The sequence below is a fragment of the Opitutus sp. sgz309028 genome (assembly GCF_059821195.1).
On record NZ_JCAMRR010000002.1, the window covers coordinates 930,180 to 955,601 of the forward strand.

18 protein-coding genes are annotated in these 25,422 nt (G+C 65.5%); 10 read left to right on the plus strand and 8 right to left on the minus strand.

The genetic code is table 11. The features are described 5' to 3' along the window. Positions 1-27: 27 nt before the first annotated feature. Positions 28-1,416: a Gfo/Idh/MocA family protein gene (locus tag AC6RV7_RS09650; RefSeq protein WP_500093760.1), complete on the minus strand. Its 1,389-nt coding sequence runs from the start codon at positions 1,414-1,416 to the stop codon at positions 28-30. A gap of 14 nt (positions 1,417-1,430) precedes the next feature. Then, a complete protein-coding gene (locus AC6RV7_RS09655; RefSeq protein WP_500093761.1) occupies positions 1,431-1,886 on the minus strand; it encodes a DoxX family membrane protein in 456 nt (151 codons plus the stop codon). Positions 1,887-2,204: 318 nt separating this feature from the next. Between AC6RV7_RS09655 and AC6RV7_RS09660 the strand changes: the two genes are divergently transcribed. Together AC6RV7_RS09660 and AC6RV7_RS09665 are read left to right on the plus strand one after the other, a co-directional pair. Beyond that, positions 2,205-2,831, plus strand: a complete 627-nt coding sequence (locus AC6RV7_RS09660; protein WP_500093762.1) for a hypothetical protein — start codon at positions 2,205-2,207, stop codon at positions 2,829-2,831. 2 nt (positions 2,832-2,833) lie between these two features. Next, positions 2,834-4,174 carry a Gfo/Idh/MocA family protein gene (locus AC6RV7_RS09665; RefSeq protein ID WP_500093763.1) on the plus strand — a complete coding sequence of 447 codons (1,341 nt, stop codon included), beginning with the start codon at positions 2,834-2,836 and terminating at the stop codon, positions 4,172-4,174. Between the two features lie 12 nt (positions 4,175-4,186). Here the strand turns inward: AC6RV7_RS09665 and AC6RV7_RS09670 are convergent, their stop codons facing one another. The 3 genes from AC6RV7_RS09670 to AC6RV7_RS09680 form a co-directional block, all read right to left on the minus strand. Further along, positions 4,187-6,493, minus strand: a complete 2,307-nt coding sequence (locus tag AC6RV7_RS09670; protein ID WP_500093764.1) for a HEAT repeat domain-containing protein — start codon at positions 6,491-6,493, stop codon at positions 4,187-4,189. A gap of 16 nt (positions 6,494-6,509) precedes the next feature. Beyond that, complete coding sequence (locus tag AC6RV7_RS09675; protein ID WP_500093765.1) at positions 6,510-7,796, minus strand: Gfo/Idh/MocA family protein; 1,287 nt, start codon at positions 7,794-7,796, stop codon at positions 6,510-6,512. A 193-nt stretch (positions 7,797-7,989) separates the two neighbouring features. Then, positions 7,990-10,380, minus strand: a complete 2,391-nt coding sequence (locus AC6RV7_RS09680) for a DEAD/DEAH box helicase (RefSeq protein WP_500093766.1) — start codon at positions 10,378-10,380, stop codon at positions 7,990-7,992. Positions 10,381-10,570: 190 nt separating this feature from the next. On the opposite strand from AC6RV7_RS09680, the gene AC6RV7_RS09685 reads away from it, so the two are divergent. The 3 genes from AC6RV7_RS09685 to AC6RV7_RS09695 all read left to right on the plus strand — a co-directional run bounded on the left by AC6RV7_RS09685 (position 10,571) and on the right by AC6RV7_RS09695 (position 14,468). Beyond that, positions 10,571-11,035 carry a hypothetical protein gene (locus AC6RV7_RS09685; RefSeq protein ID WP_500093767.1) on the plus strand — a complete coding sequence of 155 codons (465 nt, stop codon included), beginning with the start codon at positions 10,571-10,573 and terminating at the stop codon, positions 11,033-11,035. A gap of 134 nt (positions 11,036-11,169) precedes the next feature. Beyond that, on the plus strand, positions 11,170-13,089 hold the full coding sequence (locus tag AC6RV7_RS09690) for a CHASE2 domain-containing protein (protein WP_500093768.1): 1,920 nt from the start codon (positions 11,170-11,172) through the stop codon (positions 13,087-13,089). A 101-nt stretch (positions 13,090-13,190) separates the two neighbouring features. Then, positions 13,191-14,468, plus strand: coding sequence for a FecR family protein (locus tag AC6RV7_RS09695; RefSeq protein WP_500093769.1), 1,278 nt, complete (start codon positions 13,191-13,193; stop codon positions 14,466-14,468). Positions 14,469-14,616: 148 nt separating this feature from the next. Here AC6RV7_RS09695 and AC6RV7_RS09700 read toward each other — a convergent pair whose 3' ends face one another. Further along, a complete protein-coding gene (locus AC6RV7_RS09700; protein ID WP_500093770.1) occupies positions 14,617-15,648 on the minus strand; it encodes a haloacid dehalogenase-like hydrolase in 1,032 nt (343 codons plus the stop codon). Between the two features lie 109 nt (positions 15,649-15,757). On the opposite strand from AC6RV7_RS09700, the gene prfA reads away from it, so the two are divergent. After that, a complete protein-coding gene (prfA, locus tag AC6RV7_RS09705; RefSeq protein WP_500093771.1) occupies positions 15,758-16,885 on the plus strand; it encodes a peptide chain release factor 1 in 1,128 nt (375 codons plus the stop codon). Between the two features lies 1 nt (position 16,886). Next, positions 16,887-17,732, plus strand: a complete 846-nt coding sequence (prmC, locus tag AC6RV7_RS09710) for a peptide chain release factor N(5)-glutamine methyltransferase (RefSeq protein ID WP_500093772.1) — start codon at positions 16,887-16,889, stop codon at positions 17,730-17,732. A 33-nt stretch (positions 17,733-17,765) separates the two neighbouring features. Here prmC and AC6RV7_RS09715 read toward each other — a convergent pair whose 3' ends face one another. Both AC6RV7_RS09715 and AC6RV7_RS09720 read right to left on the minus strand, forming a co-directional pair. Then, on the minus strand, positions 17,766-19,988 hold the full coding sequence (locus AC6RV7_RS09715) for a carboxy terminal-processing peptidase (protein ID WP_500093773.1): 2,223 nt from the start codon (positions 19,986-19,988) through the stop codon (positions 17,766-17,768). Between the two features lie 89 nt (positions 19,989-20,077). Next, the gene (locus AC6RV7_RS09720) at positions 20,078-20,944 is read right to left on the minus strand and encodes a rhomboid family intramembrane serine protease (RefSeq protein ID WP_500093774.1); all 867 of its coding nucleotides are present in this window, start codon (positions 20,942-20,944) and stop codon (positions 20,078-20,080) included. Between the two features lie 143 nt (positions 20,945-21,087). Between AC6RV7_RS09720 and AC6RV7_RS09725 the strand changes: the two genes are divergently transcribed. The 3 genes from AC6RV7_RS09725 to AC6RV7_RS09735 all read left to right on the plus strand — a co-directional run bounded on the left by AC6RV7_RS09725 (position 21,088) and on the right by AC6RV7_RS09735 (position 25,388). Next, entirely contained in the window at positions 21,088-21,324 is a 237-nt protein-coding gene (locus AC6RV7_RS09725) for a ferredoxin (RefSeq protein WP_500093775.1), read from the plus strand. A gap of 133 nt (positions 21,325-21,457) precedes the next feature. Further along, positions 21,458-23,284: a TonB-dependent receptor plug domain-containing protein gene (locus AC6RV7_RS09730; RefSeq protein WP_500093776.1), complete on the plus strand. Its 1,827-nt coding sequence runs from the start codon at positions 21,458-21,460 to the stop codon at positions 23,282-23,284. Between the two features lie 46 nt (positions 23,285-23,330). After that, a complete protein-coding gene (locus AC6RV7_RS09735; protein WP_500093777.1) occupies positions 23,331-25,388 on the plus strand; it encodes a M3 family metallopeptidase in 2,058 nt (685 codons plus the stop codon). Positions 25,389-25,422 lie beyond the last annotated feature (34 nt).

Below are 25,422 nucleotides of genomic sequence, written 5' to 3' on the forward strand. Positions count from 1 at the left end.
GCGGGCGAAAGGCGCCGCCACCAGGATTTAGGCGACAAAATCGCCGGGTGCAAACTTCAGCATGGTTTGCGCGGCGACGGCTTCGTTGACCTTGAGAACCGTGACGGCGGTGGCGAAGGCGCTTTCCGCGGGGCAGTTGAGCTTCGTGGTGCCGCGGATCGCGTCGAAGAAGTTCTCGAGGTGCGGTTGGTGAATCGCCTTGTCCAGCGTGACCGGGATATCCCACGCGGAGAGCTCCGCGGTTTCGCGGACGTCGACCACGGACGCCTTCGACGGGCCGGCGAGTTTCTTGCGGGGCTTTTCCCACGGCTTCACCGGCGGCGGCGCACCTTCGCCGGAGGTCGGGCGGGAGACGATGCCCTTGTCGACCCACTGGTCCCATTCGGGGGCGCGGGCTTCGCGGTAGAGCTTCGTGTATTTGGGATTCTCGGACATCTTCAGCGCGCCCTCGTCGCCCATGAAATATTCATGGTAGCCGCCGCCGGCGCTCGTCGTGGTAAGGACGCCGTAAACCGCGCGAATGGTGCCGGTCTCCGTGGGGAACTCGTAGATCGCGGTGACGTTGTCATACCATTCGTGCGTCGTGTAGTAATCGACGCCGCCGCCGGCGAGGACGGAGCCCGGGTTGGCGCCGAGGAACCAGTTGAAGATGTCGATCTGGTGCGCGCCGAGGTCCGAGATCGGGCCGCCGGCGTAGCGTTTGAACCAGCGCCAATTCCGGAACTCGTGCATGTTCGTGTAGCCGTATTGGTGGAGCTTCGCCTCGGGAATCGCGAACTTGGCGGGGAAGCCGAGATCGGGGGTGACGGCGCGGTTCCACTGGCCGGCGGCGTTGGTGAGCCGGCCGAGCAGCCGGGCGTCGTGCACCACGTGATTGAGCGCGTGCAGGTAGCGCGGATTGCTGCGACGCTGGTGGCCGACCTGCAGGAGCTTCTTGGTCTCGCGCGCGGTCTGCACCATCGAGCGGGCGCCCTCGACGGTGTTGGACATCAGCTTCTCGCAATACACGTGCTTGCCGGCGCGCAGGGCGGCGTTCGTGTGCTCGGCGTGCACGAAGTCCGGCGTGGCGACGATGACGGCGTCGAGATCGGGGACGCTCGAGAGCAACTCGCGGTAATCCTCGAACGGCTTCGGATCGTGCCCGAATTTTTTCAGCAGGCGTTCGCCGTAGGTGCGGTTGTAGTCCCAGATATCGCAGACGGCCTGGAAACGGATATCGGGAATCTTGAGCGCGGCATTGAGCAGGACGCGGCCCTGTTCGCCGCAACCGATGAGGGCGACGTTGAGAGGTTGCGCGCCGGTGCCGGCGGAGCCTTGGGCGCGGGCGATGTAGGGGGCCGCCAGGAGCGCGGCGCCAAGTTTGGCGCCGCCGACGATGAAGTCGCGGCGGCTGAGAGGGGAGGAAGTTTCGGGCATTGGACGCTCCTCGATCAATCGTGCTTGTCGGGCCAGACGGCGAAACGGTCATGGCGAACCAGGACCAGGGCGCCGGCGATCAGGCCGACATGGATCGCGAGCCACGCGATGCCTTCGGCTTCCTGCACGGCCATGAGGCCGAACGAGAGCGCAATGTAAACGAGACCGGTGAGGACGAGCGAGAGGCGGGTCTTCAAACCAAGCAGGAGCATGAGGCCCACGATGGTGAGCACGTAGCCCAGCGTCATCGCGAACGGCTTCGTGGCCCAGAGCGGGAGAAACGACGCCCCCGTGATGCCGCTGGCCATCCGGCCCATGTTCTGCGCGTAGTTCGCCAGCGAATAGCTGCCGTTCGACTCGAATTTTTCGAGACCGGCCAAAACGGTGCGCAGCCCGAGAAACAGCCGCAGCAGCAGGAAAGCCGCGGTATACTCGTAGCGACGGGCGGGGACGGGAGGTAGGTCACTCATGGTTTTTGGGATCTAGTTCAGTGGAGTTGAGGTGCAAAGTCGCAAACGTGAGCGGGCGAAAAAGCCACAGGCGCGTTCTCCCGCCGGCGCTGCTCGCGAGCGCGCGATCCGCGGGCCAAGGCATGGCTTGGAAGCGATCGGGAGTTCATTGGGAACGGCAGCGAAATGGGGAGGGGTGAAGCGGACCGAGCTGAAAAACGATGCGCGCGGAGGCACCGAGGTCCAGTCTGGAGAGCGGAAACGCGTCAACATTAGCGTCAACGTTGATTCCTGGCAGAGCGACTTCACGACCTTCCGGCGCAAAGGAAGAGATTTTTCGTGCGCCGGCCGGTGGGACTGTTTGTTTGGAGGGGCGGTTCCTCGCCGCACCACCCCTTTACCCTGATGGACAACGATGATTTGCCCTCCCCGGCCGGCCAGCGTCCGGCCAACCGCGAAGACTGGTTCACGACTACTCCCAGCCCCTGGCAGGAAGTCGCTCGTCTGCAGTCTGACGGCGACCGCAGCTTCGCCACGACCATCGAACGCATGGTCATGAACGCGGAGCCCGCGCAGCGGCCCGAACTGGAACGCAAATTGATCGCTGCGCTGCAGCAGCCGCGCATCACGGCGGCCGGGCAGCTGTTCCTCTGTCGGATGCTCGGCTTGATCGGCTCGCCGGCGTGCGTGGCGGCCGTGCGCGATCTCCTGGTCCAGGAAGACGCGTCGCACGCCGCCCGGATCGCCCTCGATTCAATCGACGATGCCGCGGTCGATGCCGCTTATCGGGATGCCCTGCCGCAGCTTCGGGGCGCGGCGAAATGCGGATTGATCGGCAGCATCGCCCGCCGCCGCGACCAGGGTGCGATCGAGGCGTTGACGGCCCTCGCACTGGACGAAAACGAAAATCGGGAGGTGCGCGCCGCGGCCGAGCGCGCGGTGGAAGCTTTGGTGGCGCAATCATGACCATGGAAAACTCCTTTCAGCCTGCGGTAACGCCATCGCCCGCCCGGACCGCGGGCGTGACCCGGCGCGAATTCGTGAAACGATCCGCGCTCACCGGCGCGGCGCTCGCCTTGCCGTTGATCCTGCCGGCGCGCCTGCGCGGGCAGACGGCGCCAAGCAACCAGATCCGCGTCGGCTTCATTGGCACGGGCGGAATTGCGCAAGGACACATCGATACGCTGCTCGGGTTTCCGGACGTCCGGATCGTGGCGGTGTGCGACGTTGACCGCTTCCGACGGGACGCCGCCGCCGCGAAGATCGACGCGTTCTATGGCAGCGGACGCTGCGCGCGGCACCCTGATTTCCGCGAGCTCGCGGCCCGACCCGATGTCGACGCGGTGTGGGTTTGCACGCCGGACAACTGGCACGCGCTGGCGGCGATCGAGGCGATCCGCCGCGGCAAAGATGCCTATGTGGAAAAGCCGTTGACGCTCACGATCGAGGAAGGCCGGGCGCTGGTAAACGCAGCCCGCAAGCACGGACGCGTGGTCCAGACCGGCACGCAGCAGCGCTCGTCGAAGCGGTTTCACGACACCGCGGAATTCATCCGCAACGGCGGCCTCGGCCGGGTGGACCGCATCGAGGTGCTGATTCCGGCGAACAACAAATTCGTCGCGGGCACCTGGAAGGCCGAACCGGTGCCCGAAGGGCTCGATTGGGATCTGTGGTTGGGGCCGGCCCCGTGGGCGCCGTTTCATCGCAACGCCTGCCACTACAACTTCCGGTTCATTCGCGATTATGCCGCCGGCCAGGTGACGAACTGGGGCGCGCACTATATCGACATCGCGCAATGGGCGCTCGGCATGGACGATTCCGGTCCGGTCAGCGTCGAGGGCCATGGCGAGTTTCCGACGACGGGACTTTTCACCACGGCGACGAAGGTCGATTTCACCTGCCGCTACGCGTCGGGGGTGACCTTGCGCTGTCGCACGCGCTACGACGGAGTCTTCGACGGCAACGTGCGCTTTTTTGGCGAACGCGGCTGGATCGATGTTTCCCGTTCAAAGAGCATCGCGTCGGATCCCGCGCTCTTGCGCGAGGTCGCCGCGCGTCAGGGGACGCTCAAGCTGCCGGTGAGCACGAACCATCACGACAACTTCCTGCAGTGCATGCGCACGCGCGAGCGTCCGATCTCGGACGTGGAAATCGGGCACCGCACGACGACGATCTGCAACCTCGGCAACATCGCGATGCTGCTCGACCGATCCGTGCAATGGGATCCGGTGGCGGAGAAATTCGTCGACGATCCGATCGCCGACCGCCTGCGGGGCCGCGCGATGCGCGGCCCGTGGTCGCTCGCCTGAGCCGCCGCCGGCTCAGTCGACGAGCAGCTCGGCGATCGTCCACCAGCTGTCCGGCCGCGTCTCGCTGTTGCGAATGATCAGATAGCGGCCGTGGGTCTGTGGCGGCAGGTCGGCGGCGGTCTGCCCCGACGTGCCTGGGACCTCCGCGGCCGGCTTGCCGGGATGTTCGGGTTGGTCGGTGACGATGATCTGGAGACGCTCGGGATAGTTGTCGGGACGGCTGCCCTGATCCAGCACCACCCGGCGGAACGGACGGGATTTGAGAAAATCGATTTGGATGCCTTTGCCGGCTTCGGCCGACGTGTTCCAGCTCGCGTCTCGATTGCCGTCGAGGAGGTTTTTGAGCTGCCACTGGTTGTCGCCGGTGATTTTCGGCGCCCCGGCGCGATTCGCTTCGATGACGGCGAGGGCGTAGTTGGCCTCCTTCGCCAACGCCGGATCCTTCTGGAACTTCTTCACCAGCGCGAGCGCCTCGTCGTCCGAAGCGCGCGACAGGAGGGTGACGAGCTGGGCCCGCACCGTGGCGGTGCTCACCGCCGCCAGCAGACGGTCGATGGCGGCCGTCAGTTGAGCGGAGGGAAGCGACCGGTTGCGCTCGAGGAATTCGGCGGCGGCCTTGCCCGCCGATTCGCGGACGGAGTCACTGGAGGTTTTCTCCACGATACGCACCAGCGCTGGCAGCCCGGCGGGATCGGTCCAGCGGCTCAGCTGCGCCACCGCAGGCGACGCAAGGGGAGCGTCGGCGCGCAACGCGAGGTCCGCGAGCGCTTCGGCTGCGGCGCTTCCGCCCAGACGGGGCAAGGCCGGCAGGATGCGGGCGGCGATCGACGGTTCCAGCTGCCCGATGGCCGTCGTGATCGGCCGCGCGCGCGCATCGAGGTCGGGGTTGCGCAGCGTGAGCGCGACGAGCGTGCGGAGCGCGCGCGATTGTTCGCCGGAGTCCTTGGCATCGGTCGCCCAGGCGAGCACGGCGGCTTGCACATCGAAGGGGGCGATTTCGGCGAGGGAGGAAAGGGCGACGAGCCGGACATCGCGGTCGGGGTCGTCGCGCAGCGAAAGCAACAACGGGATCTGCTCGATCATGTAGCGCGAAGCGAGGGCGGCGACGAATTCCGCTCGCAGCGCCGGGTCGCCGGCGCGCGCGCCGCCGATCACGGCGTCGGCCACGCCCGGGCCGTTCAGGCGGGCGAGGCTTTGGCGCGCCTGCTTCGCGGTGTCGGCGTCGCCCTGCGCCGCGCGTTCCGCGAGCAGACGTGCAACGTCCGCATCGCCGGGCAACTGGCCGAGGGCAGAGAGCGCGGCGGTGCGCACCGCCAGGTCGCCATCGTCAACGGCGGCGACGATCGCGGGGCGTGCGCGCGCGTCGCCGCGGCGGGCGAGCGCGCGGATGACTGCGGCGCGCGTCGCCGGATCCCATTGCGGCAGTTCGCGTGCGATGGCGGGCACGAGTTCGTCCGCCGGATGCGTGGCGAGCGATTCGATGAGGACGGCTTTGAGCGTGTGGTCCGAGCTGGCGAGCGCCCGCGTGATGCGTTCGGGGGCGGCGACGGGCTCGACGCTGACGAGACCGAGCAGACCGGCAGCGCGCAGTTCGGCGGGCGCGGGGCTGAGATCGGCGATCTCGGTGAACAGGCGTGACGCCTCGCGGCCGCCGACGAGGTGCGCGATGTGCAGTCGGGCTTCGATCGCCGCGGACGAACGGGCGTTGGGCGCGGACTCGAGGGCGGCGAGCGCCTCGCGCGACGCAATCTGGCCGAGCGCGGTGGCGGCGGCGTCGGCGAGGGCGGGATCGGACTCCTTGAGCGCGGCGGCGAGGAGGTCGACGGCGCCGGCGATGCGACGGTTGCCCGCGGATTGGACCAGGGCGAGCCGCGTGTCGGGCGCGGGCGCTTCGAGGGCGCGGACGAACAAGGCGTCGATATCGGGGCTGGGCACGTGCTCGAGCGCGAGGCGCACGAGATTCACCTGCTGCGGGTCGTTCATCATCGCGAAGAACACGAGGGCGTTGTTCTCGACGAGGAGGCTGTCAGCTGGAAAAAAGGCGAGTCGCTCGCAGATCGCCTGACGGGCGGCGAAGGTGGTGTTGGGATCCTTGAGGATCTGGGTGAGGTTTTTCGCGATGCCGGCGAGCTTGGCGCGGTCGTTGCCGGCGGCGGCGATCTGCCGGTCGAGCGCGGCGACCGGAGCCTGGCTGCCTTCATAGGTGAGGTCGGGCAATTCCGGCGCGCGCGGGCGCGGCGGCGTGGTGCAGGCCGCCGTGAGCAGCAGGGCGGCGATGCAGGCGAGGGGAAGCGACCGGCGGAAAAGTTGGGCGAGCATGGCGGCGAAAGCGGGTTCAGAGGGTGCCGTAGGGAGCGCGGCGAGGGCGGTCGAGCAGGGTGCTGGCGACGGGATCGCCGACGATCTCCTCGCGGAGCGGGTCCCAGCGAATGGGGCGGGCGAGCCGGGCCGCGATGTTATTGAGGTGACCGACGGTCGCGCTGCGATGACCGATCTCGACATCGGCGATCGGCCGCTGGCGCGTGCGCACGCACTCGAAAAAGTCGCTGTGATGATTGTCGCTGGCGTAGAGGTGGATTTCGCCGGCGCGGAGCGGGCGTGTGGCGAGTTCGGGCGGGTCGGTTTCCAGGAAGTCCTCCCGCGAGACGTAGACGTGGCCTTTGGTGCCGTGAAATTCGATCATCGCCTTCAGGTCGGTGTCGTCGACGCGTTCGACGCGCACGCCGTTGGCGTAGGTGTGAGTCTGATACGGCGTGCCCTCGAAGCCCTGCGGGATGAATTCCACCGGGCCGGAGTCGTCCATGCCGAGCGCCCACTGAATGATGTCAAAATGATGCGCGCCCCAATCCCCGTTTTTCCGGCCGCCGTATTCGGTGAAGCAGCGCCAGCCGCCGCTGTAGTCACCGCGGACGCGCGCCTCGTTGTAGGGCCGCCAGGGCGTCGGCCCGAGCCAGCGGTCGTAATCGAATTCGGCGGGGATGGGTTGTTCGCCGACGTTGGGGGCGGCGGGAAAGTGACCGAGGCGCGTGCGGATAACCTTCAGATCGCCGATGAGACCGTTGCGGACGATCTCGGCGGCGCGGCGGAAGGCGCGCTCCGAGCGTTGTTGCGTTCCGGTCTGGAGGATCCGCCCGTGGGTGCGGGCGGTGGAGACCAGCGCGCGGCCTTCGCGCACGGTCAACGAGAGCGGCTTTTCGCAATACACGTCCTTCCCGGCGACCATCGCGTCGTGCGCGATCCCGACGTGCCAGTGATCGGGGGTGCAGACGAAGACGACGTCGATATCGTCCCGCGCCAGGAGCTCCTCGTGATGTTGATACACGCCGACCCCGCGGTAGGTGCCGCTGGTGGAATTCTGGCCGTAATGTTTGGTGATACGCTCGGCCATGCGGCGCGCCTTCGGCAGGAACACGTCGCAGACGGCCACGAGGCGGACATCGTCGCGGCCGATCAGGCCGCCGAAATGGCTGCCGCAGATCAAACCGTTGCCGATCAGGGCCACGTTGAGCCGGTTGCTGGGGGGCAGGCCGGGCTGGGCGCGGAGCACGCGCGGAAACGCGAGAGCGGCCGAAGCCAAAGACGCGGCTTTGAGGAAATCGCGGCGGGAGAGGGCGGAACTCATGGGGCGAAGACGAATGACGGAGAAAGGGGCAACGAAACCGGGGTTGAAAGCGGCTCAGCGACGCGGACGCACGCCGCCACTGGAGATGAAAACCGGCGGCAACGGAAGCCAAGAAGCGCGACGGGCAGGGGCATGCGGGGCACGGAAGTGAGGACGAATCAGCGGGGAAGTCGTTGCGTTTGTTACTCTGATTTTAGCGAAGAAGGGCCTGCAGATCGGCGAGCGTGAGGCGTGAGGAGAGCTCGTCGCTCGCCTCGAAGACATGGGCGAGCAGCGCGCGTTTCTCCTCCTGGAGGGCGAGGACCTTTTCCTCCACCGTGCCGCTGGCAATCAGCTTGTAGCTCGTGACGACGCGCGTCTGGCCGATCCGGTGCGCGCGATCCGTCGCCTGCGCCTCGGCCGCGGGGTTCCACCACGGGTCGAAATGCACGACGGTGTCCGCGCCGGTGAGGTTGAGACCCGTGCCACCCGCCTTCAGCGAAATGAGAAAGAGGGGAATCTCGGGCGAACTTTGAAAACGATCGACTTCCGCCTGGCGGGCGCGGGGCGCCATGGAACCATCGAGATAGCAGTGCGCGATCTCCTGCGCGGCGAGTTCCGTCCGCAAAAGTCCGAGCAGCGAGGTGAATTGCGAAAAGACGAGCAGCCGGTGGCCGTCGTCGATCGCCTCGGCCAGCAACTCGCGAAACGCCTCGAGCTTCCCGGAGTCGGCAAACGCCGCGGCATCGCTGACCACGCTGCCGGGTGCGGCCACCAGTCGCGGATCGCAGCAGATCTGGCGGAGCCGGAGCAGCTGGGTGAGCATCGCGAGCCGCAGGCGTTGCTCGCTCGCGCCGCCTGCCTGAAGGTCGAAGAGCTCGCGCTCGGTGCGTTCCTGCGTTTCGCGATACAATCTCGCTTGCGCGGGCGTGAGCTCGCACCAGAGCACCTGCTCGAGTTTCTCGGGCAGCTCGGGCGCGACCGCCTGTTTCGTGCGGCGCAGCAGGTAGGGCGCCGCCTTCGCGCGCAGCCGGTCGTCGAACCACACGCGCTCGTCGGCACGCAATCCGGCGGGCAGCCGGTCGATGTAGCCCGGCAGCAGGAATTCGAAAAGCGAGCGCAGGTCGTCGAGCGAGTTCTCCAGCGGCGTGCCGGTGAGGAGGAAGCGGCTGCGCGCCCGGAGCGAGCGCAGGGCGGCGGCGTTTTGCGAGCGGCGATTCTTGATGTGTTGGGCCTCGTCGGCGATCACACAGGCGAAGTCGACCTTGGAGAACAGCTCCCAGTCGCGCGTGAGCGTGCCGTAGGACGTGATGACGAGGTCGTGCGCGGCGACGTCGCCCGTCGTCGCGAGCCGCCGGTCGCCATGGTGAACGAACAGCTTCAGTCCGGGCGCGAAGCGACCCGCTTCGCGGCGCCAGTTCTCCAGCAGGCTCGCCGGTGTGACCACCAGATGAGGGCGGCGCCCACCGCGTGCCGGCGTTTCGGTCGCGACGGCGCTCAACAGGGCGAGCGCCTGCAGCGTTTTGCCGAGACCCATCTCGTCCGCGAGGATGCCGCCGAGCTCCTGCCGGTGCAGATGCCAGAGCCACGCGACGCCCAGGCGTTGATAAGGGCGAAGCGCGACGTCGAGGTCGCGCGGGATCGGGGCGGGGGGAAGCTGCGAGAGGTGTCGCAGGGCGTCCGTGCGCGCGCGCCAGCTCTCCGGCGGTTGAAACGAAGGCGACAAAGCTTCGAGCAGGTCCTGCGTCTCGGCGACGCGGGCGCGCGAAATACGCTGGGTGCGACGAGTGGCGAGCGCGACGCCGGGGCTGCCGGCCAGCGCGCGCTGCACCATTTCGAGCTGCTGCAGTTTGCCGGGATCGAGCAGGAAGATCCGGCCGCGATCCTCGACGTAACCGCGGCGGGAAGCGACGGCGGAGCGGACGGTGTCGTCGGTCGCCTCTCCGGCCCGCAGCGATAGCGTGAGATCGTAATCCGAGTCGCGGTCGACGATTTCCGCCGCCACCTCGGCGAACTGCACCCGGGCGGTGTTGCGTTCGAAATTCGGCGTGAACGTGGCATGGAACTCCTCGCGCAGCCGCTGGCCCTGGTCGGCGAGGAAGTTCAGGGTCTTGTGCCGATCGCGCAGCCACCATTTGCGGTTGGACGGCTCGAGCACGAAGCCGTGCGACTTCACGAGCTCGAGCGCGGCGCTGTAGGACGGGTGTTCGCGCGACGGCAGCGCGATCGCGAGGAAATGTTCGGAACCGTCGACCGACATCGGCGTGCCGGTGGCGGCGGGTCGGCGGGGCGATGCCGGCGCCGACGCGACGGGGGGCGGCGGGGCCTTTTCCGCGAGGAGCACGTGCTGACGAAAGGACGTGAGCCGCCCGTCCTCGACGAAGACGGGCTGTGTCGAAAGAACGGATACAAGTTCGCGGAGCTGCGCGCGCGTCAGCTGCAGAAATTTCGGCGGCGTGGGCGTGCCGCACCAGCGCTGCAGGAGCGCCAGAGCGGGCCACAGTTCGGGCGCCGGCGGCTGCGCGAGATCGAGATCGACCTTCAGCGGGATGGCGTCGCGCGGCGCGGCGGCGGCGAGATTGGGAGGAAGATGAAGGCGGAGCATTCCGAAAGGCAGAGCGGCTCTGCGGATGAAGGTTCACGTTCCTCAAGTCCGGCCGTTGCGGGCAATGAGAAAAGCGGCAACGAACACGGTCTCGTGCAGCCTGCACGCCTGTGGGAGTTCCCCCCATTTCCGGAAAATATCTTCAATCGGGATTGAACCTGAGGAAGGTCGTGCCGGTCTGGGGCCCGTCGTGAAAACCAGAAATCAGTGCGCCCGGTGGCGGTCCGTGTTCGTCCTTGGGATACTGCTGGGGGCGGGGGCGCCGGTGATCGCGGCGACACCGCGGCAGGATGTGCTGGAGGCGATTCAGGCCGTCGAGAATCCGACGAATACGGATCGGCCGGGTCCGCGAGGAGAACTGGGGCCCTATCAGTTTCGTGTCTCCACCTGGCGGATGCATTCGACCTCGCCGTTTCGCCATGCGCTGGAAACGGATGCGGCGCACGACGTGGCGGTGCGCCATTACGAATGGATCCGGCGGGGCTTGATTCGCAACGGGCTGGAACCTTCGTGCTACAACATCGCGCTCGCGTGGAACAGCGGATTGTCGGCCGTCGTTCGCGGCCGCGCGCCGGCGGTGGCGCGCGATTATGCGCAACGGGTGACGAATCTGGTGAAGGATCGGGAGCGCACGCGGCTGGCGACGGCGGAGTAGCGGCCGGCCGACGCTCGCACCCGCGGTGCGGATACAGGCTCGGCGCCGGAATGCGCTTGGTTCCGGGCGCGGCGGCCGACAGCGTGGGCTCGACGATGAAGAGTCCAGCGCTTCGTTTGGTCCGGCGATTTCCCGTGTCTCCGCTCCTTTGTCTCGGCGCGGCGTGGCTGCTGGGCCGGACGGAGTTTGTGCAGGGCCTCGAATGGCGCACGCTGGACTGGCGCACGGAAATGCGGGTGCCGTTCCAGCCGCCGCCAGATCCGCGGATCAGTATCATCCTCTACGAGGATACGACCGAGATGGAAGTGATGCCGTGGCCGGCGGACCGGGGCGTGCATGGCGACATGATCAAGTTCCTGACGCTGGCGAGGCCGAAGGTGGTCGCGTGGGACGTCATTCTCGATGCGAGTCGCGAAGGCGACGGCGACGAGGCGATGGGCCGTGCGGCCGCCATCGCCGGTCGCGCGGGCGTGAGCGTGGTGACCGGTGCGGTCAGCGACCCCGAGGGGGCCGGCGAAGAGGGCGCGGTTAACGACGGCCCGACGCAACCCTTGCGCGATGTGCGCGGAGACATTGGCCGCGTGTTGGGCGACGCTTCGGCGCTGCGGCCGTTTCGCGAGCTGCGGGAAAACGGACTGTATGGATTTGTGGATACGCCGCCGGGGCCGGACGGGATTCGTCGCGAGATTCCGCTGGTGGTCCGGATCGGCGACGAGCTCTATCCGTCATTGGCGCTGCAGACGCTGATGGCGTTTTACGACGTGCCGGCAGCGGAGGTGCGCGTGCGTCTGGGCGATGCGATCTACCTGCCGACGGCGGTGCGCGGCGAACTACGCGTGCCGGTTTCCGCCGCTGGTCGCTTCCTCCTCAACTATCGCTATGATCAGGACGAGGACACGACGGATTTTCCGACCCTGAGCTACTACGGAGCGCTGCTGGGGCTGAACGAAGCGTATGTCGAACGCTCGGGGCATCCGCCGCTGCCGGAGTTCGCGGGCGGCATCGTGTTTCTGGGCCAGACGGTGACGGGGAAAGCGGACGTCGGTCCGACGGCGCGATCGCCTTCGGCGCCCCTCGTGCTCGTGCATGCCAATCTCGTGAACAACCTGCTGGCGTCCGATTATGCGAGCCGCGCAAACCCCTGGCTGGTCTGGGGCAGCGCCCTTTTGATCGGCTACGCCGGTGTTGTGATCGGCGCGCGCCGTCCGGTGTGGTTGTTGGCAACTTTCGGGGTGTTGGCTTGCGTCTGTTACGTCGTGGCTGCGCTGGCCGCGTGGATCAAGTTCAGCCTCTGGCTCCCACTGGCCGCGCCGCTCCTGGGGTTTGTCGCGCTGCAGTTCGTCGAGATCGGACGCCGGGTGCTGCGGGAACAGCGCGCGCGGGAGCAGGTGAAGCGAATGTTCGGCACCTATCTCGCCCCGGAACTGCTCGCGAAGATGATGAAGGAGGGGTCGGAGCGGGCGACGGTGGGGAGCGAGCGCCGGGCGGTCACGATCCTGTTCAGCGATCTGCGCGATTTCACGCGTTTGACCGAGCAGACGCGCGACGAATTGTTGATCGAGCAGTTGAACGAATACCTCGCGGCGATGGTGGAGTGCATCCATCGTGAAAGGGGGACGCTGCACAAATTCATCGGCGATGCGGTGATGGCCGTGTGGGGTGACTTGGAGAGCGAAGGTCCGGAGGCGGACGCGCAGCGAGCCGCGCGTGCCGCCCTGGCGATGCAGACGACGCTCGCGCAGTTGAATGAGGGCTGGCAGCAGCGCAACAAACCCCCGCTGCGAATGGGAATCGGGTTGAATCATGGCGTGGTGCTGGTCGGGAACATCGGTTCTCCGCGGCGCATGGAATTCGCGGTGATCGGAGATGCCGTGAATCTCGCCGCCCGCCTTGAGAGCCTGAACAAGGACCTGAATACCTCGATTCTGGTCGGGGAGAGCTTGCCGCCGTTGCTCGGAAGCGGTTTCCATCTCGCGCCCTGCGGTGTCGTGCCGGTCAAAGGCAAAGCCGAGCCGGTGAAAGTGTATGCGTTGCGGGGCCTCGTTTCCCACTAGCCGCAAGTAAATAAGCATTGCCTTGGGGTTTCCCCGGTGAATATTCCCGGACGTTTCCCGATAGGACCGGATTCGGCCAACACCATTCAGACCAGCTCCACATGAATCGTCTAAAACAATACGTCTCTTTTCTCGCCCTCTGCGCGTGCGCGCTCAGCTTCGCGGCGCAAGCGCAGGCGCACGATGCGAAGGTCGTCAAAGTAAATGGCGCAGCGGAAGTGCAGCTGCCCGGCCAGTCTTCGGCCCAACGATTGACGCCTGACATGGCGATTCCGGAAGGGGCGGTGATCAAGACTTACGCCGGCGCGCAGGTTTATCTCGAAACCATGCCGGGTGTCGTCGCGACGATCGAGAGCGAGTCGACGGTGCTCGTCGAGAAGCTCGCGATGGACCAGCAGGGCGGGGTCGTGGCCTCTCAGGAAGCGATGCTCGATCTCAAGAAAGGCAGCATTGTCTCGACGCTCGATCCGAAGAACAAGGCGATCAATCGCTATGGTGTCCGCACCCCGAAGGGTGTCGCAGCGGCGCGGGGCACGGTGTATGGCGTGTCCGTCAGCATTTCCGGCACGTCGGTGGCGACTCTGAGCGGCACGGTGTCGGTGAATCTCGGCAATGGCGTGACGGTCGACGTGCCTGTCGGCAGCGCCGTGGTGAACGATTCGGCCACGGTGACGACCCTGGCAGCCGCGATCGCGGCGTCGGGCCAAACCGGCCTCACCGTTGAACAATTGCTGGCCGAAACCGTGCAAGCGGTGGCGGCCAATGTCGCGGCCAACACGAGCGCCGCCGGCGGTTCCGATACCGCGACGGCCGTTTTGGCGGCGGTGGTGAATGCGGCCTCGGCGGCGGCGCCGAATCAGGCGTCGGCCTTCGCGGCGACGGCGATCGCGGCGGCGACCTCCTCGACCTCCGCCACCGCGGGCAACACCAATGCCGCGGCCGCCATCACGGAAGCGGCGGTGCGCGCGGCCCCGAACCAGACCACGGCGATCGCCCAGGCGGCGGCGCGTGCGGCGGTTGAAACCCAGGTTGCCGAAGCGGTCGCGGCCGCCAAGGCGAGCGGCGGCGATGTGAATGCTGCAGCGGCGCAAGCGGCGACGCAGGCGCAGGCCGCGGTCTCGGCGATCGCGCAGGCCGCCACCGCGACCGGGACTTCCCTCGGTGTCGTGTCGAATCCGGCGGACGTGGCGGCGGCGGTGAACAACGGCTCCCGCACGGGTGCGGTCGCGGCGGCTGAAGCCGGCAATGTTCCGCCCCCGGCCAATCCCCCCACGGTGACCGTGCCGAGTCAACCGACCACCACTCAGCCGCCCGCGTCGGCTCCGATCACGCCGCCGACGACGCCGGTCGATCTGCCGCCCGTGAGCCCGGCGAGCTGATCTCGGGAGAATCTTTTTCAAAGCGCGTCACGAAAGTGGCGCGCTTTTTTTTGCCCCGACGGGTTCGGTGGAGATGCCGCGCGCAGATCGGCGCGCGAAGTCGCAGCGGCGCGGCGCATGCCTGCAGCGATTTCTGAAAACGAGAGACTCAGCCTTCGTCCAGGAACGAAGACTGTTTGGGCAGGTTCGAGGTGCGACGCGCGGCGAGTTCTGCGGCGGTGAGATTCAAATGCCGCGGCGGCCGCGTGGCCTTTTGCGCGACGGCGGCCTCGCGGTCCGTCACGATCCGGTCGCAGATCTGATGGATATGCATGCGCAGCCATTGCGAGGTGCTGCTCTTTTCCGTGTAGTCGGCGGGACCATAACCGTGAATCCGGCCCGATTGCAGCAGTCGGTCGTTCTGCTCGAACTCCTCGGGTTTTTCCGGGTTGTAGACGGCGTAGGCCTTCCCTCCGCCGCTTTTAACGACAGAGAAACTCGGCACATCGCTCGGACCGTCGGCGATGTAGATCATGTTCTGGAACGGAATCCGGCGGTCCTCGGCGGCCATCTTCGAATTCACGTCGATGGCCGGATTCTTGTTCGTGCCCTTGTTGATTTCGAAGATCGCGCGGGTCTTGGTCGTGTTGTCGATGACCATCCCGATCTGGGCGATCGCGGCGGTGTCCTCGATCGAGAGTTCCTTTTGTTTGAGGAAGCCAGGCTGCAGCGGATTCTCGATGAACTCGCACGCCCACAAGCCGTCGAGGTGGCTGGCGATGGCGCTGCCGCGGATCATCGGCGCGATGCCGGTGCTCACGACGTAATGTTCGAGCCGGATGTCGTGTTTCTCGTATTCCGGACGTTCGCGAGCGAACTGCTTCGCGCGATCGAGGAAGTGCGGAAGGCCGGGATAAAACCGGATTTCTTTTCCGCAATCGGCGAGGATCTTGTTGTTCAAACCGGCGAGCGGGCCGGCGAGCACGTAGGTCAGCAGGTGGTTGAGATAACTGATCTCAGGCGAAAGATGATAGCCGCGACAGCGGTAGTGCTCGGCGAGCTTGTTCGTTTCCTCCCAGAAGTTTGTCTCGTCGATGCCATAGCGCCGGAAGAGCGGCGACTGCATGTAATCGGGGATTAAGGTCTTGTCGAAATCCCAAATGCACGCGATGGTGTTCTGAGTGAAAAGCGTCGTGGCCATGGCTGATCGGCACTGCTAGGCGGACTCGCCTGGCGAATGATGCGCGCAGCCAAGCCGCACCTCGCGGCGCGCGCAATTCGCAAATCGCCACCGGCCCGTTTCCCCGTTCATGGACGAACTTCCCGACATCGCTCCGTTCCAACGCCGCCTCGACGAACTCGACGCGCAGATGGCGGAACCGAGCTTTTATTCCAATCCGCGTCGCGCGGCGGAGATCTCGCGCGAACAGCAAAAGCTGCAGACGCTGGTCGCCGATTACGCCGAATTCAACCGGCTCCAGCACGACCTCGCGGAATCCCTCGCCATGAGCAAGGATCCGTCGGCGGATCCGGATCTGCGCGAGCTCGCCGCCGGCGAGCTGCCGGAGTTGCAGCAGCGGATCGAACGCGCGCGCGAGGCCGTGCTGCTGGCGATGATTCCGCCGGAGCCGACCGACTCGCGCAACACGGTGATGGAAATCCGGGCGGGCACCGGCGGCGACGAGGCGAGCCTCTTCGCCGCGGATCTGTTCCGGATGTATTCACGTTATGCGGACAACCGCGGGTGGAAGATCCAGCCGATGAGCAGCAGCATGTCGGAGCGGGGTGGATACAAGGAAGTGATCTTCCTGATCACCGGCACCAACGTTTACAAGGAGCTGAAGTTCGAGAGCGGCGTGCACCGCGTGCAACGCATCCCCGTCACCGAGGCCAATGGCCGCATCCACACGTCGACCGTGACCGTGGCCGTGCTGCCGGAAGCGGAGGAGGTCGACGTGCAGATCGATCCGCAGGATCTGGAAATTACCGTGACCCGCGCGAGCGGACCGGGCGGACAGGGCGTCAACACCACCGACTCCGCGGTGCAGATCGTGCACAAGCCGACGGGCCTGATCGTCACGTGCGCCGACGAGCGTTCGCAGATCAAGAACAAGGCCCGCGCGATGACCGTGCTGCGTTCGCGCCTGCTGCAGCGGCGCGAGGAGGAGGAGCGCGCGAAGTATGCGGCGACGCGACGCAGTCAGATCGGTTCCGGCGATCGCAGCGAGCGCATCCGCACCTACAACTTCCCGCAGAACCGCGTCACCGATCATCGCATCGGTCTCACGCTCTACAATCTGCCGCAGGCGATTGAGGGTGACATCGACGAGATCGTGGCGGCGCTGCAGAAGGCCGATTACGAGGAGAAACTCGCGGCGCTCACCGGCGTCGTGCTCCCGGGGTCCGTGGCTCGCGGGCCGCGGGCGGACGAAGACTGAGATGCTGACCGTTCTCGAAATCATCAAGCGGACGACGGAGTTTCTTGGCACCAAAGGGGTGGAGAATCCGCGCTTGAACGCCGAATTGCTGGTGGGCCAGGGCCTCGGTTTGCAGCGGATGCAGCTTTATCTGCAGTTCGAGCGTCCGCTGGCCGATGCCGAACTCGAAAAAATCCGGCCGCTGGTCCGGCGCCGCGCGGCGCGCGAGCCGTTGCAGTATATCCTCGGAGAAACCGAGTTTTACGGCCTCAAGTTGAGGACTGACCGTCGCGCGCTGATCCCGCGTCCGGAGACAGAGCTGCTGATCGAGCTGATCGTTGCGCGGCTCGCGACCCCGCCGACCACCATCCTCGATCTGGGCACGGGCACGGGCGCGATTGCGCTCGCGCTGGCCAAGGAATTTCCCGCCGCAAACGTGACCGCTGTGGACGCGAGCGACGAGGCGCTGGCGCTCGCCGGCGAAAACGCGGTCGCGACGGGCTTGGCGGAACGGGTGAGCTTTTTGAAATCGAACTGGTTCGCCGCGCTGCCCGCCGCTGCCCGCTTCGATCTCATCGTGGCGAATCCGCCCTATCTCACGGAGGAAGAGACGGCGGCGACCGCACCGGAAGTGCGGGGGTTCGAGCCGGTTTCTGCCTTGGCTGCGGGCGCGGACGGGCTCCGGGACCTCGCCCAAATCGTGAAAACGGCGCCCACTTATTTGGGCGAAGGCGGCCTGCTCGGGCTCGAGACCGGAATCGCGCAACACGCCGCGCTCGAGGCGCAGCTAAAGGCGGCGGGCTTCCGCGCGGTCGAGTCGTTGCCCGATCTCACGAAGCGCGATCGCTTCGTGATCGCGCGCCGTTAAGCGGACGTCGACACGTCGCGATTGCCGGAGTGGTCAGCTCTTGCGATCGAGCGCTGCGGTGAGCGGCGCGTGGCTGCTCACCCAGAATTCCTGGTGCTGGCCGAGCGCGATGGCGTCGCGAATCACGCGCAGACTCTCGCGCAGGTGGATGTCGACCTTGCCGTAGGTGTCTTCGTCGGTGCTGAGTTCGGATTCCTCCGCATCGTCCTCCTCGCCCGGCTTGGGTTCGGCCTTGATCTTCGGGGGAGGCGGCGGTCCGAGGCGAAACTCGCGGAACGGAAAGTCCTGCTGCGCGAGCCGTTCCTTCTCGGCTTTCATTTCCTTCTGAAAGGCTTCGTCCTCGGCTTTCTGCTGACGACGCGCCTCGATGTTGAGCGAAACCAGTTTCTGGCTCTGGCGCATTTTGAACCAGTCGACGTTTTTGCGAAGATAGGCGAACTCCTCGAGCTGCGCCTGACGTTCCCGGCTCGATTCGAGCAGGGGCTTGAGAACTTTCTGGTCCAGCGGAGCGCCGTCAAAAAAGCTCGTCGGAATCTCGTCCCACGCGAGCGCGTGCGGCAGGCTGGCTTCGCCGATGGGAAGAAACTCGTCGATGGAGGGAAGAACGATGTCCGGCACGACGCCCTTGAGCTGGGTGGAGGAGCCGTTGGGCAGGTAGTATTTCTGCACCGTGAACTTGGCGGCGCCGCTCTTGACCGGCGCGCGGGCGAGTTGCGGCACGAGATTTTTCATCTCGAGCACGGTCTGCACGCTGCCTTTGCCGTGCGTGGAGGAGTCGCCGATGACGATCGCGCGGCCGTAGTTTTGCAGCGCGCCGGTGACGATCTCCGAGGCTGAGGCGCTAAAGCGATCGACCAGCACCGCGAGCGGGCCATCGTAGGCGACGCCGTTGTTGTTGTCGTTGTCGATCTGGATCTCTCCGGCGTAGTTTTTGACCTGCACCACCGGACCGCTGGGGATGAACAGGCCCGTCAGGTCCACCGCTTCGGTGAGATAACCGCCGCCGTTGCGACGAAGATCGAGGACGAGGCCCTTGATGCCGGCGCCCTTGAGTTGGTCGATCAGGCGCGCAACGTCCTTGGTGGCGGAGGTCTTTTCCGCGTCGGGATCGTCGCTGTCGGCCGGGCCGTAGAAGGCTGGCAGGGTGATGACGCCAAGCGGAATCGTGCCGGTGCCGGAAGGATCGGGAACATCGAAGACCGCGCCGCGGGCCCGGGCGGAATTGAGTTTCACGATGTCGCGAGTGATGGCGATCTCGCGACGAACCGACGAATCGGGCGCCGCGGCGGGCTGGACGATGAGGCGGACCTCGGAACCTTTCTCGCCGCGGATGAGCTCGACGACTTTGCGCAGCTTCATGCCAATGACTTCGACCGGTTCGGCGCTACCTTGGGCCACGGCGATGATCTTGTCGTTGGGTTTGAGTTGTTTTTGGATGTCGGCCGGGCCGCCGGGCACGATCTCTTTCACGACGCAATAATCCTCCTCGATGCCGAGCAGCGCGCCGATGCCCACGAGCTGGAGCTTCATCTGAATGCCGAAGTCCTCGAAAGTCTCGGCAGAGAAATAGGTGGAATGCGGGTCGTAGAGGCGGGCGATGTTGGAGAGGAACAGTTCGGCCAGATCCGCCGATTCGATTTCAGCGACGTTTTTCAACATACGCTCGTAGCGCTTGCGCACGACCTGCTTGGCCTCGTCCATCGACTTCTTGTTCATCAACTCCTGGATGAGTTCGAATTTCAGCCGCTGGCGCCAAAGCTGGTCGGCGTCGGCGGGCGAGGCGGGCCATTCCGACTTGGTGCGATCGACGCGGTAGCTTTCGTTGACGGCGAGGTCCACGTCCTTCGTCAGCTCGTCGAAAATCCAGTTGATCCGGCTGACGGCGCGCTGCTCGTAGACATTGAAGATGTCGTAGGCGGCGTCGATTTTGCCGAGCGCGCTGACGTTCCAGTAGAGATTTTTACCGTATTGGTCGTCGAAGCGCTTGCGGTCGGTCTCGAGGAAAAACAAACGCTGGCCGTCGAGATCGCTCATGTAGGCCGGGATCACTTGGACGAAATCGACGTTCGGGCGCACGGCGTCGCGATTGTAGTGCGCCTGCTCCAGCAGATTGATCAGCGTCCGGGCCTCGGTCGCGAGCGTCGGGGAGGTGGCGAACTTCCGGTCCGGGCGGGCGCCGGCGGCATGAAGGGCCGGCGACACGGCGACGAAGGCGAGCAAGGCCGACACCAAGAGGTGGCGAAAAGGGCGGGTCATGGCGGGAAAGGAATTGAGACGGGGCCGACGGCCGAATGTTTCACGGCCGGGCCGGGACGCATCGAAAACACGGATACACGCGGGGGCCACTAGCGACGGCTCAGCAGGTCGCGCGCCTCGTCCAGGAGTCGTTTCTCCTCGGGGGTCAACGAGCCGAAACCGTGGCTGTTGATCTTGTCGAGAATGCGGTCGACCTCCGCCCGAAGGTCCTCGCGACGCGTGACGTCGACCTGATAAGTGACGGGCGGCGCGGCTTTGGCGCTCTTGCGAAACCACTTGGGCAGCTCGATGTCGCGATGCTGCGCGAGACGCCAGTTGGCTTCGTGAATGTAGCGATAATACACCCAGCCTGCCAGCATGCCACCGAGGTGCGCCGAATGCGCGATCGACGGACCGAACGGCGAAACCGCGCCCATGATCTCGTAGAAAAAGAAGCCCAGCAGCTCCATCGCCACCAGCGCGATCGCCACGTATTTGGGTTTCAGCGTGATCGGCAGAATGAAGAAGAGGAGAAACGTGATCGGCTGGTTCGGCTGGAAGCAGGCAAATACGATGAAAAGACCCACCACGCCGGCCGAGGCGCCGATCGCGGTGCTGAAGGGATCGTCCCAATGGGTCGCCGTCCACAACACGCCGCCGGTCATCACCGCCGCGACGTAAAACCACGCGAAGCGCCGCGAGCCCAGCAGCGGCAGCAGCACCCGCCCGAGAAAGTAGAGTCCGAGCAGGTTCGCCACGATGTGCAGCAGATTCCCCGTCGAATGCAGAAAATTGTAGGTGAAGAGAGTCCAGATCTTCCCCGCCTTGATGTTCGCGGCGCTCAGCGCGAAGGTGTGCTCCAAGGCGTCCGAGTTGAACCACCGGATGAAGACGAATTGCAGAACGAACACGGCGACGATAGCCGAGATCAGCCACGTCACCACGCTCGTCCCGTTTCGCGGGTAATCGTCCCGCATGTAAGACCGGTCGGACAACATCGCGAACAAACTAGAAACCCGCTCTCGCGAACACAAGTCGTCAACCGATTTTCACCGTAATTTCTCCTCCGGGCGGTCGGCTTGACAGCCCTGTCAATTACTCTCTTTGTTCGCGAACAATTATGGCCAATAAAGCGGACAAATGGGCGCAGAACGCCCCGGGTAAATTCTACGTCGATCAGCAATGCATCGACTGCGACTTGTGCCGCGAGACGGCCCCGGGATTCTTCACCCGTCACGACGAAGGCGGCTACTCCTACGTGCAAAAGCAACCGACGACCGAAGAAGAAATTGCACAGTGCATGGAAGCCCTCGAGGGATGCCCAGTCGAAGCGATCGGCCAGGACGGCGAGGAATAAGCCGTCCGGCTCCAGCAAGGAACGCCCCGGACTCCGCCGGGGCTTTTTTGTGAACATCCCAAGTTGTTAAGGCGTTTTGTAAATGCGCCTAACTAAGGCTTGTTTTTGGCGGTCGCGCTGCTAGCGCTTCGCCATGAGATTGCCGCTTTTCTTCCTGGCCGCCGCGCTGCCGGTGCTTGTTTCCGCGGAAACCGCGGAGGTGTTGCCGGAGGTGACGGTGTTCTCGCCGCGGGTGGCGAACCAGGCTCCGGTCGCAACGTTCGCCATGCCGGTCTCCGCGCTGCGTTTCGAACCGCGCGTCGACGTCCAGGCGCGCAATTTCGCCGAAGGGCAGGCAGATGTGACCATCCGCGGCGGTATTTTCGAGAACACGGGTTTCCGCATCGGCGGGCTGTCTCTCTTCGATCCGCAAACGGGTCACTACTTCGCCGAGATTCCGATCGCGCCAGCCATGCTTGGCGCGCCGCAAATCGTAACCGGCCCGGATCTCGCGCTGCAGAGCACCAACGCGACCGTCGGAGCGGTCGCCTCTTCGTGGCGGCGCATTCGCGACACCGGTCACGCGTCGATCGGCGCCGGCGAATTCAACCTTTTTCAAGCCGAGCTCTATCAAGGCTACGTGCGGCCGATCGGCGGCCGCGGCGCTTCGCTCGGCGCGGACATTGCCTGGGCGCATTCCGAGTCCGACGGCGCCGTGACGTTCGGCGATCATCAACTCGACCGCATCAACGGGCGTTTGCAGTTCGTGAGCGCGGCGGGACAAACCGACCTCTTCGCCGGTTATCAGGCGAAGTTCTTCGGCTGGCCGAATCTCTACACGCCGTTCAACTCGCCGGAATCGGAGAACCTCAAGACGCTGTTGCTGCTGGTGAACCATCGCGCCGACCTCGGCGGCGGTGATTTCGTGGAAGCCGGTTTTTATCACCGACGTAACGTCGACGATTATCGTTTCAACCGGTTCGCCGCGGTGCCGCCGTATCTTTATCTGCATACCTCGTGGGTGGACGCCGCCGCACTTTCCGCGCGCCGCGATCTCGGCGCCTTCGTGCTGAACGGCCGCGCCGAATTTCTGGCGGACGACCTGAGTTCCACGACGCTGACGCATGGCCGTTATCGATCGCGCTCGCTCGCGAAACTCGCCTTGTTGCCGGAAAAGACGTTCGCGCTGGCCGACGGCGCGCGGTTGGTCGTGAAAGCCGGCGCGACGTATGATGACTCCAACCGCACTGGCGGTCGCGTCTCGCCCGTCTTCGAGATCGCACGCGAAAAGTCGTCGGCATCGCTGCCGCGTCTCTATTTCAGCTATGCCGAAACCACGCAGCTTCCGACCTACACGGCGCTGAACTCCGACGCGACGAGCGGTCTTTTTCGTGGCAATCCGAATCTCGGCCGCGAGGTCACGCGCAACGTCGAACTGGGTGCGACCGCCGTCGTCGCCGGCTGGTCGGCGCAAGCCGCGCTCTTTTATCGACGTGACGACGATCTCGTCGACTGGACGTTTCGCCATGGCGTCACCGCGCGAACGGCGAGCCCGGTTGACATCGCCACGACGGGACTGGAACTCGTCGCGCAACGCTCCTGGCGTCACATCGACCTGGTGCTCGGTTACACGTGGCTCGAGAAGAGCGAGGACTACGGCGCGACGATCGCGGATGCGAGTTTCTACGCCCTGAATTTCGCCAAACATCGACTGACCCTCGCGGTGGTCGCGCGGCTGACGTCCGAGCTCGAGTTGCGCCTCGACAACGAAGCTCGCCTGCAGGCCGACAATCTTCTCCGCACGGCCGGCGGCGACGAACCGCTGCTCAGCTCGATCGGGCTGAGTTATCGTCCGCAAGCCTTCCGCCGTTTCGTGTTTACCGTGCAGGCCGACAATCTCTGGGATTCCGATTTTCAGGAGGTGCCGGCGGTCCCGGCGTCGCCGCGACAGGTGTCGGCGACCGTCGCTTTCAGCTGGTGAGGTTTTGCGGTTTGACAAGTCGCATGCGCCGAAGGTGTTTGCGGCCATGACCGCTCACGCGTTTCTCGATCCTGCGTTTCACATCCGCTGGTCCGCACTCCAGCCGGCCGACATCGAGCCCGCCCTTTCCCTCGCGCTGCAGCGGGCGCAGGCGGCGATCGATGTGATCGCGAAGCAACCGCTCGACGCGCTCAATTATGAAAATACCTTCCTGGCGCTTGAGCACGCGACGGAGGAGTTGAACCAGGCGTGGGGCAAGGTCACGCATCTGCAGTCCGTCGCCGATGCGCCGGAATTGCGCGCGGCTCATAACGCCATGCTGCCGCAGGTGTCGGCATTTTACGCGCGCATCCCGCTCAACGCCGAATTGTGGCGGCGTCTCTGGACGTTCGCGGCGAGCGAGACGGCGCGCGCGCTCACGGGCGTGCATCGCCGGTTTGTCGACGAGACCGTTGCGGAGTTTCGGCAGGCGGGCGCGGATCTCGCCCCAGCAGCGCGTGCCCGGCTTGAGGCGCTGCAGACGGAATTGTCGGAACTCACGCAGAAATATTCGGAGAACGTCCTCGACGCGACGAACGCCTGGCAACTTCTGATCGACGACGAACATCGTTTGACGGGATTGCCGGAGCACGCGAAGGCCGCGGCCCGGCGAAGCGCCGAGAGCAAGAGTCTGGCGGGTTGGCGTTTCACCCTGCACCAGCCGTCGCAGGAACCGTTCATGACCTATGTGGAGGACGATTCGCTGCGACGCGAAATGTGGTCGGGGGCGATCGCAGTCGGCGCGGCCGCGCCTCACGACAACACGCCGCTGATCCGCCGCATCCTCGAGTTGCGGGCCGAGAAGGCGAAGCTGCTGGCGAAGGCGCATTTCGCGGACCTCGTGCTCGAGCGCCGCATGGCGAAGACCGGCGAACGCGCCATCGGGTTTCTCGACGATTTGCGCGAGCGCGCGCGCGAAGCCTTTGCGCGGGAGTGTCGCGAGTTGGAGGAATTCAAGTCCACGCGCACCGGCCGCCCGCGCGCGCCGCTTGCACCGTGGGAACTGGCTTACTGGTCCGAGAAGCTGCGCCAGGAACGTTACGCGTTCGATGAGGAAGCGCTGCGGCCTTATTTTCCGATGAACCGAGTGATCGGCGGCTTATTCGAGCTCGTCGGTCGCGTCTTTGGTTTGAAAGTCGCGGAGCGTTCGCCGGGCGAAGTCGAGGTGTGGCATCCGGAGGTGAAGTTTTACGACGTGCACGATCGCACGGGTCGGCACCTCGGCTCGTTTTATGCCGACTGGCATCCGCGGGAATCGAAGCGCGGCGGCGCGTGGATGAATTATTTGATCACCGGCGGACCGCAGCCCGATGGCACGCGCGCGCCGCATCTGGGACTGATTTGCGGCAATCTCACGCCGCCGACGCCCGAGCGGCCGGCGCTCCTCACGCATCGCGAGGTGGAGACGATTTTCCATGAGTTCGGGCATCTGCTGCATCACCTCCTCGGCGAAGTGGAGATCAAGTCGCTCAATGGCGTGAACGTCGCCTGGGATTTCGTCGAGCTGCCGTCGCAGATCATGGAAAACTGGTGCTGGGAGCGCGAAAGCCTCGATCTGTTTGCGCGCCATCATGAGACGGGCGCGCCGATCCCGGAGGACATCTTTGGCAAGATGACCGCGGCGCGCACGTTTCGCGCGGCGTGTGCGACGATGCGGCAGCTTGCGCTCGCGCGGATGGACCTGCTGTTGCACACGCGGACGGAGGAGTTCGCGGCGGTGGCCGACGTCGAGCCGCTCGCGCGCACCGCGGTGGCGGAGGCGTTGATTCCGACCGAACCGCCGGCGCCCACGGTGGTGAAACGCTTCACGCACATTTTCGCCGACCCGGTGGGCTACGCCGCCGGCTATTACTCCTACAAATGGGCGGAGGTGCTCGATGCCGACGCGTTCACGCGTTTCAAGGCCGCGGGAATTTTCAACGCCGAGGTCGGCGCGGCCTTCGTGCGCGAAATCTTGAGTCGGGGAAATTCCGCCGATCCGGCGGAACTGTATCGCGCGTTCATGGGTCGTGATCCGGACCTATCCGCCCTGTTGCGGCGGAGTGGTCTGGCACCTGCGGCCTGACCGGCCGCGTTCGCAACGGCCGCGGAAAATTTCC

What these genes read in the sequence shown, in the direction of transcription:
- AC6RV7_RS09650 (WP_500093760.1), bottom strand. Translation starts at nt 1,416, where the DNA reads ATGCCCGAAACTTCCTCCCCTCTCAGCCGCCGCGACTTCATCGTCGGC.
- AC6RV7_RS09695 (WP_500093769.1), top strand. Translation starts at nt 13,191, where the DNA reads ATGAATCGTCTAAAACAATACGTCTCTTTTCTCGCCCTCTGCGCGTGC.
- AC6RV7_RS09680 (WP_500093766.1), bottom strand. Translation starts at nt 10,380, where the DNA reads ATGCTCCGCCTTCATCTTCCTCCCAATCTCGCCGCCGCCGCGCCGCGC.
- prmC (WP_500093772.1), top strand. Translation starts at nt 16,887, where the DNA reads ATGCTGACCGTTCTCGAAATCATCAAGCGGACGACGGAGTTTCTTGGC.
- AC6RV7_RS09725 (WP_500093775.1), top strand. Translation starts at nt 21,088, where the DNA reads ATGGCCAATAAAGCGGACAAATGGGCGCAGAACGCCCCGGGTAAATTC.
- AC6RV7_RS09730 (WP_500093776.1), top strand. Translation starts at nt 21,458, where the DNA reads ATGAGATTGCCGCTTTTCTTCCTGGCCGCCGCGCTGCCGGTGCTTGTT.
- AC6RV7_RS09715 (WP_500093773.1), bottom strand. Translation starts at nt 19,988, where the DNA reads ATGACCCGCCCTTTTCGCCACCTCTTGGTGTCGGCCTTGCTCGCCTTC.
- AC6RV7_RS09665 (WP_500093763.1), top strand. Translation starts at nt 2,834, where the DNA reads ATGGAAAACTCCTTTCAGCCTGCGGTAACGCCATCGCCCGCCCGGACC.
- AC6RV7_RS09735 (WP_500093777.1), top strand. Translation starts at nt 23,331, where the DNA reads ATGACCGCTCACGCGTTTCTCGATCCTGCGTTTCACATCCGCTGGTCC.
- AC6RV7_RS09675 (WP_500093765.1), bottom strand. Translation starts at nt 7,796, where the DNA reads ATGAGTTCCGCCCTCTCCCGCCGCGATTTCCTCAAAGCCGCGTCTTTG.
- AC6RV7_RS09700 (WP_500093770.1), bottom strand. Translation starts at nt 15,648, where the DNA reads ATGGCCACGACGCTTTTCACTCAGAACACCATCGCGTGCATTTGGGAT.
- AC6RV7_RS09720 (WP_500093774.1), bottom strand. Translation starts at nt 20,944, where the DNA reads ATGCGGGACGATTACCCGCGAAACGGGACGAGCGTGGTGACGTGGCTG.
- AC6RV7_RS09655 (WP_500093761.1), bottom strand. Translation starts at nt 1,886, where the DNA reads ATGAGTGACCTACCTCCCGTCCCCGCCCGTCGCTACGAGTATACCGCG.
- AC6RV7_RS09670 (WP_500093764.1), bottom strand. Translation starts at nt 6,493, where the DNA reads ATGCTCGCCCAACTTTTCCGCCGGTCGCTTCCCCTCGCCTGCATCGCC.
- prfA (WP_500093771.1), top strand. Translation starts at nt 15,758, where the DNA reads ATGGACGAACTTCCCGACATCGCTCCGTTCCAACGCCGCCTCGACGAA.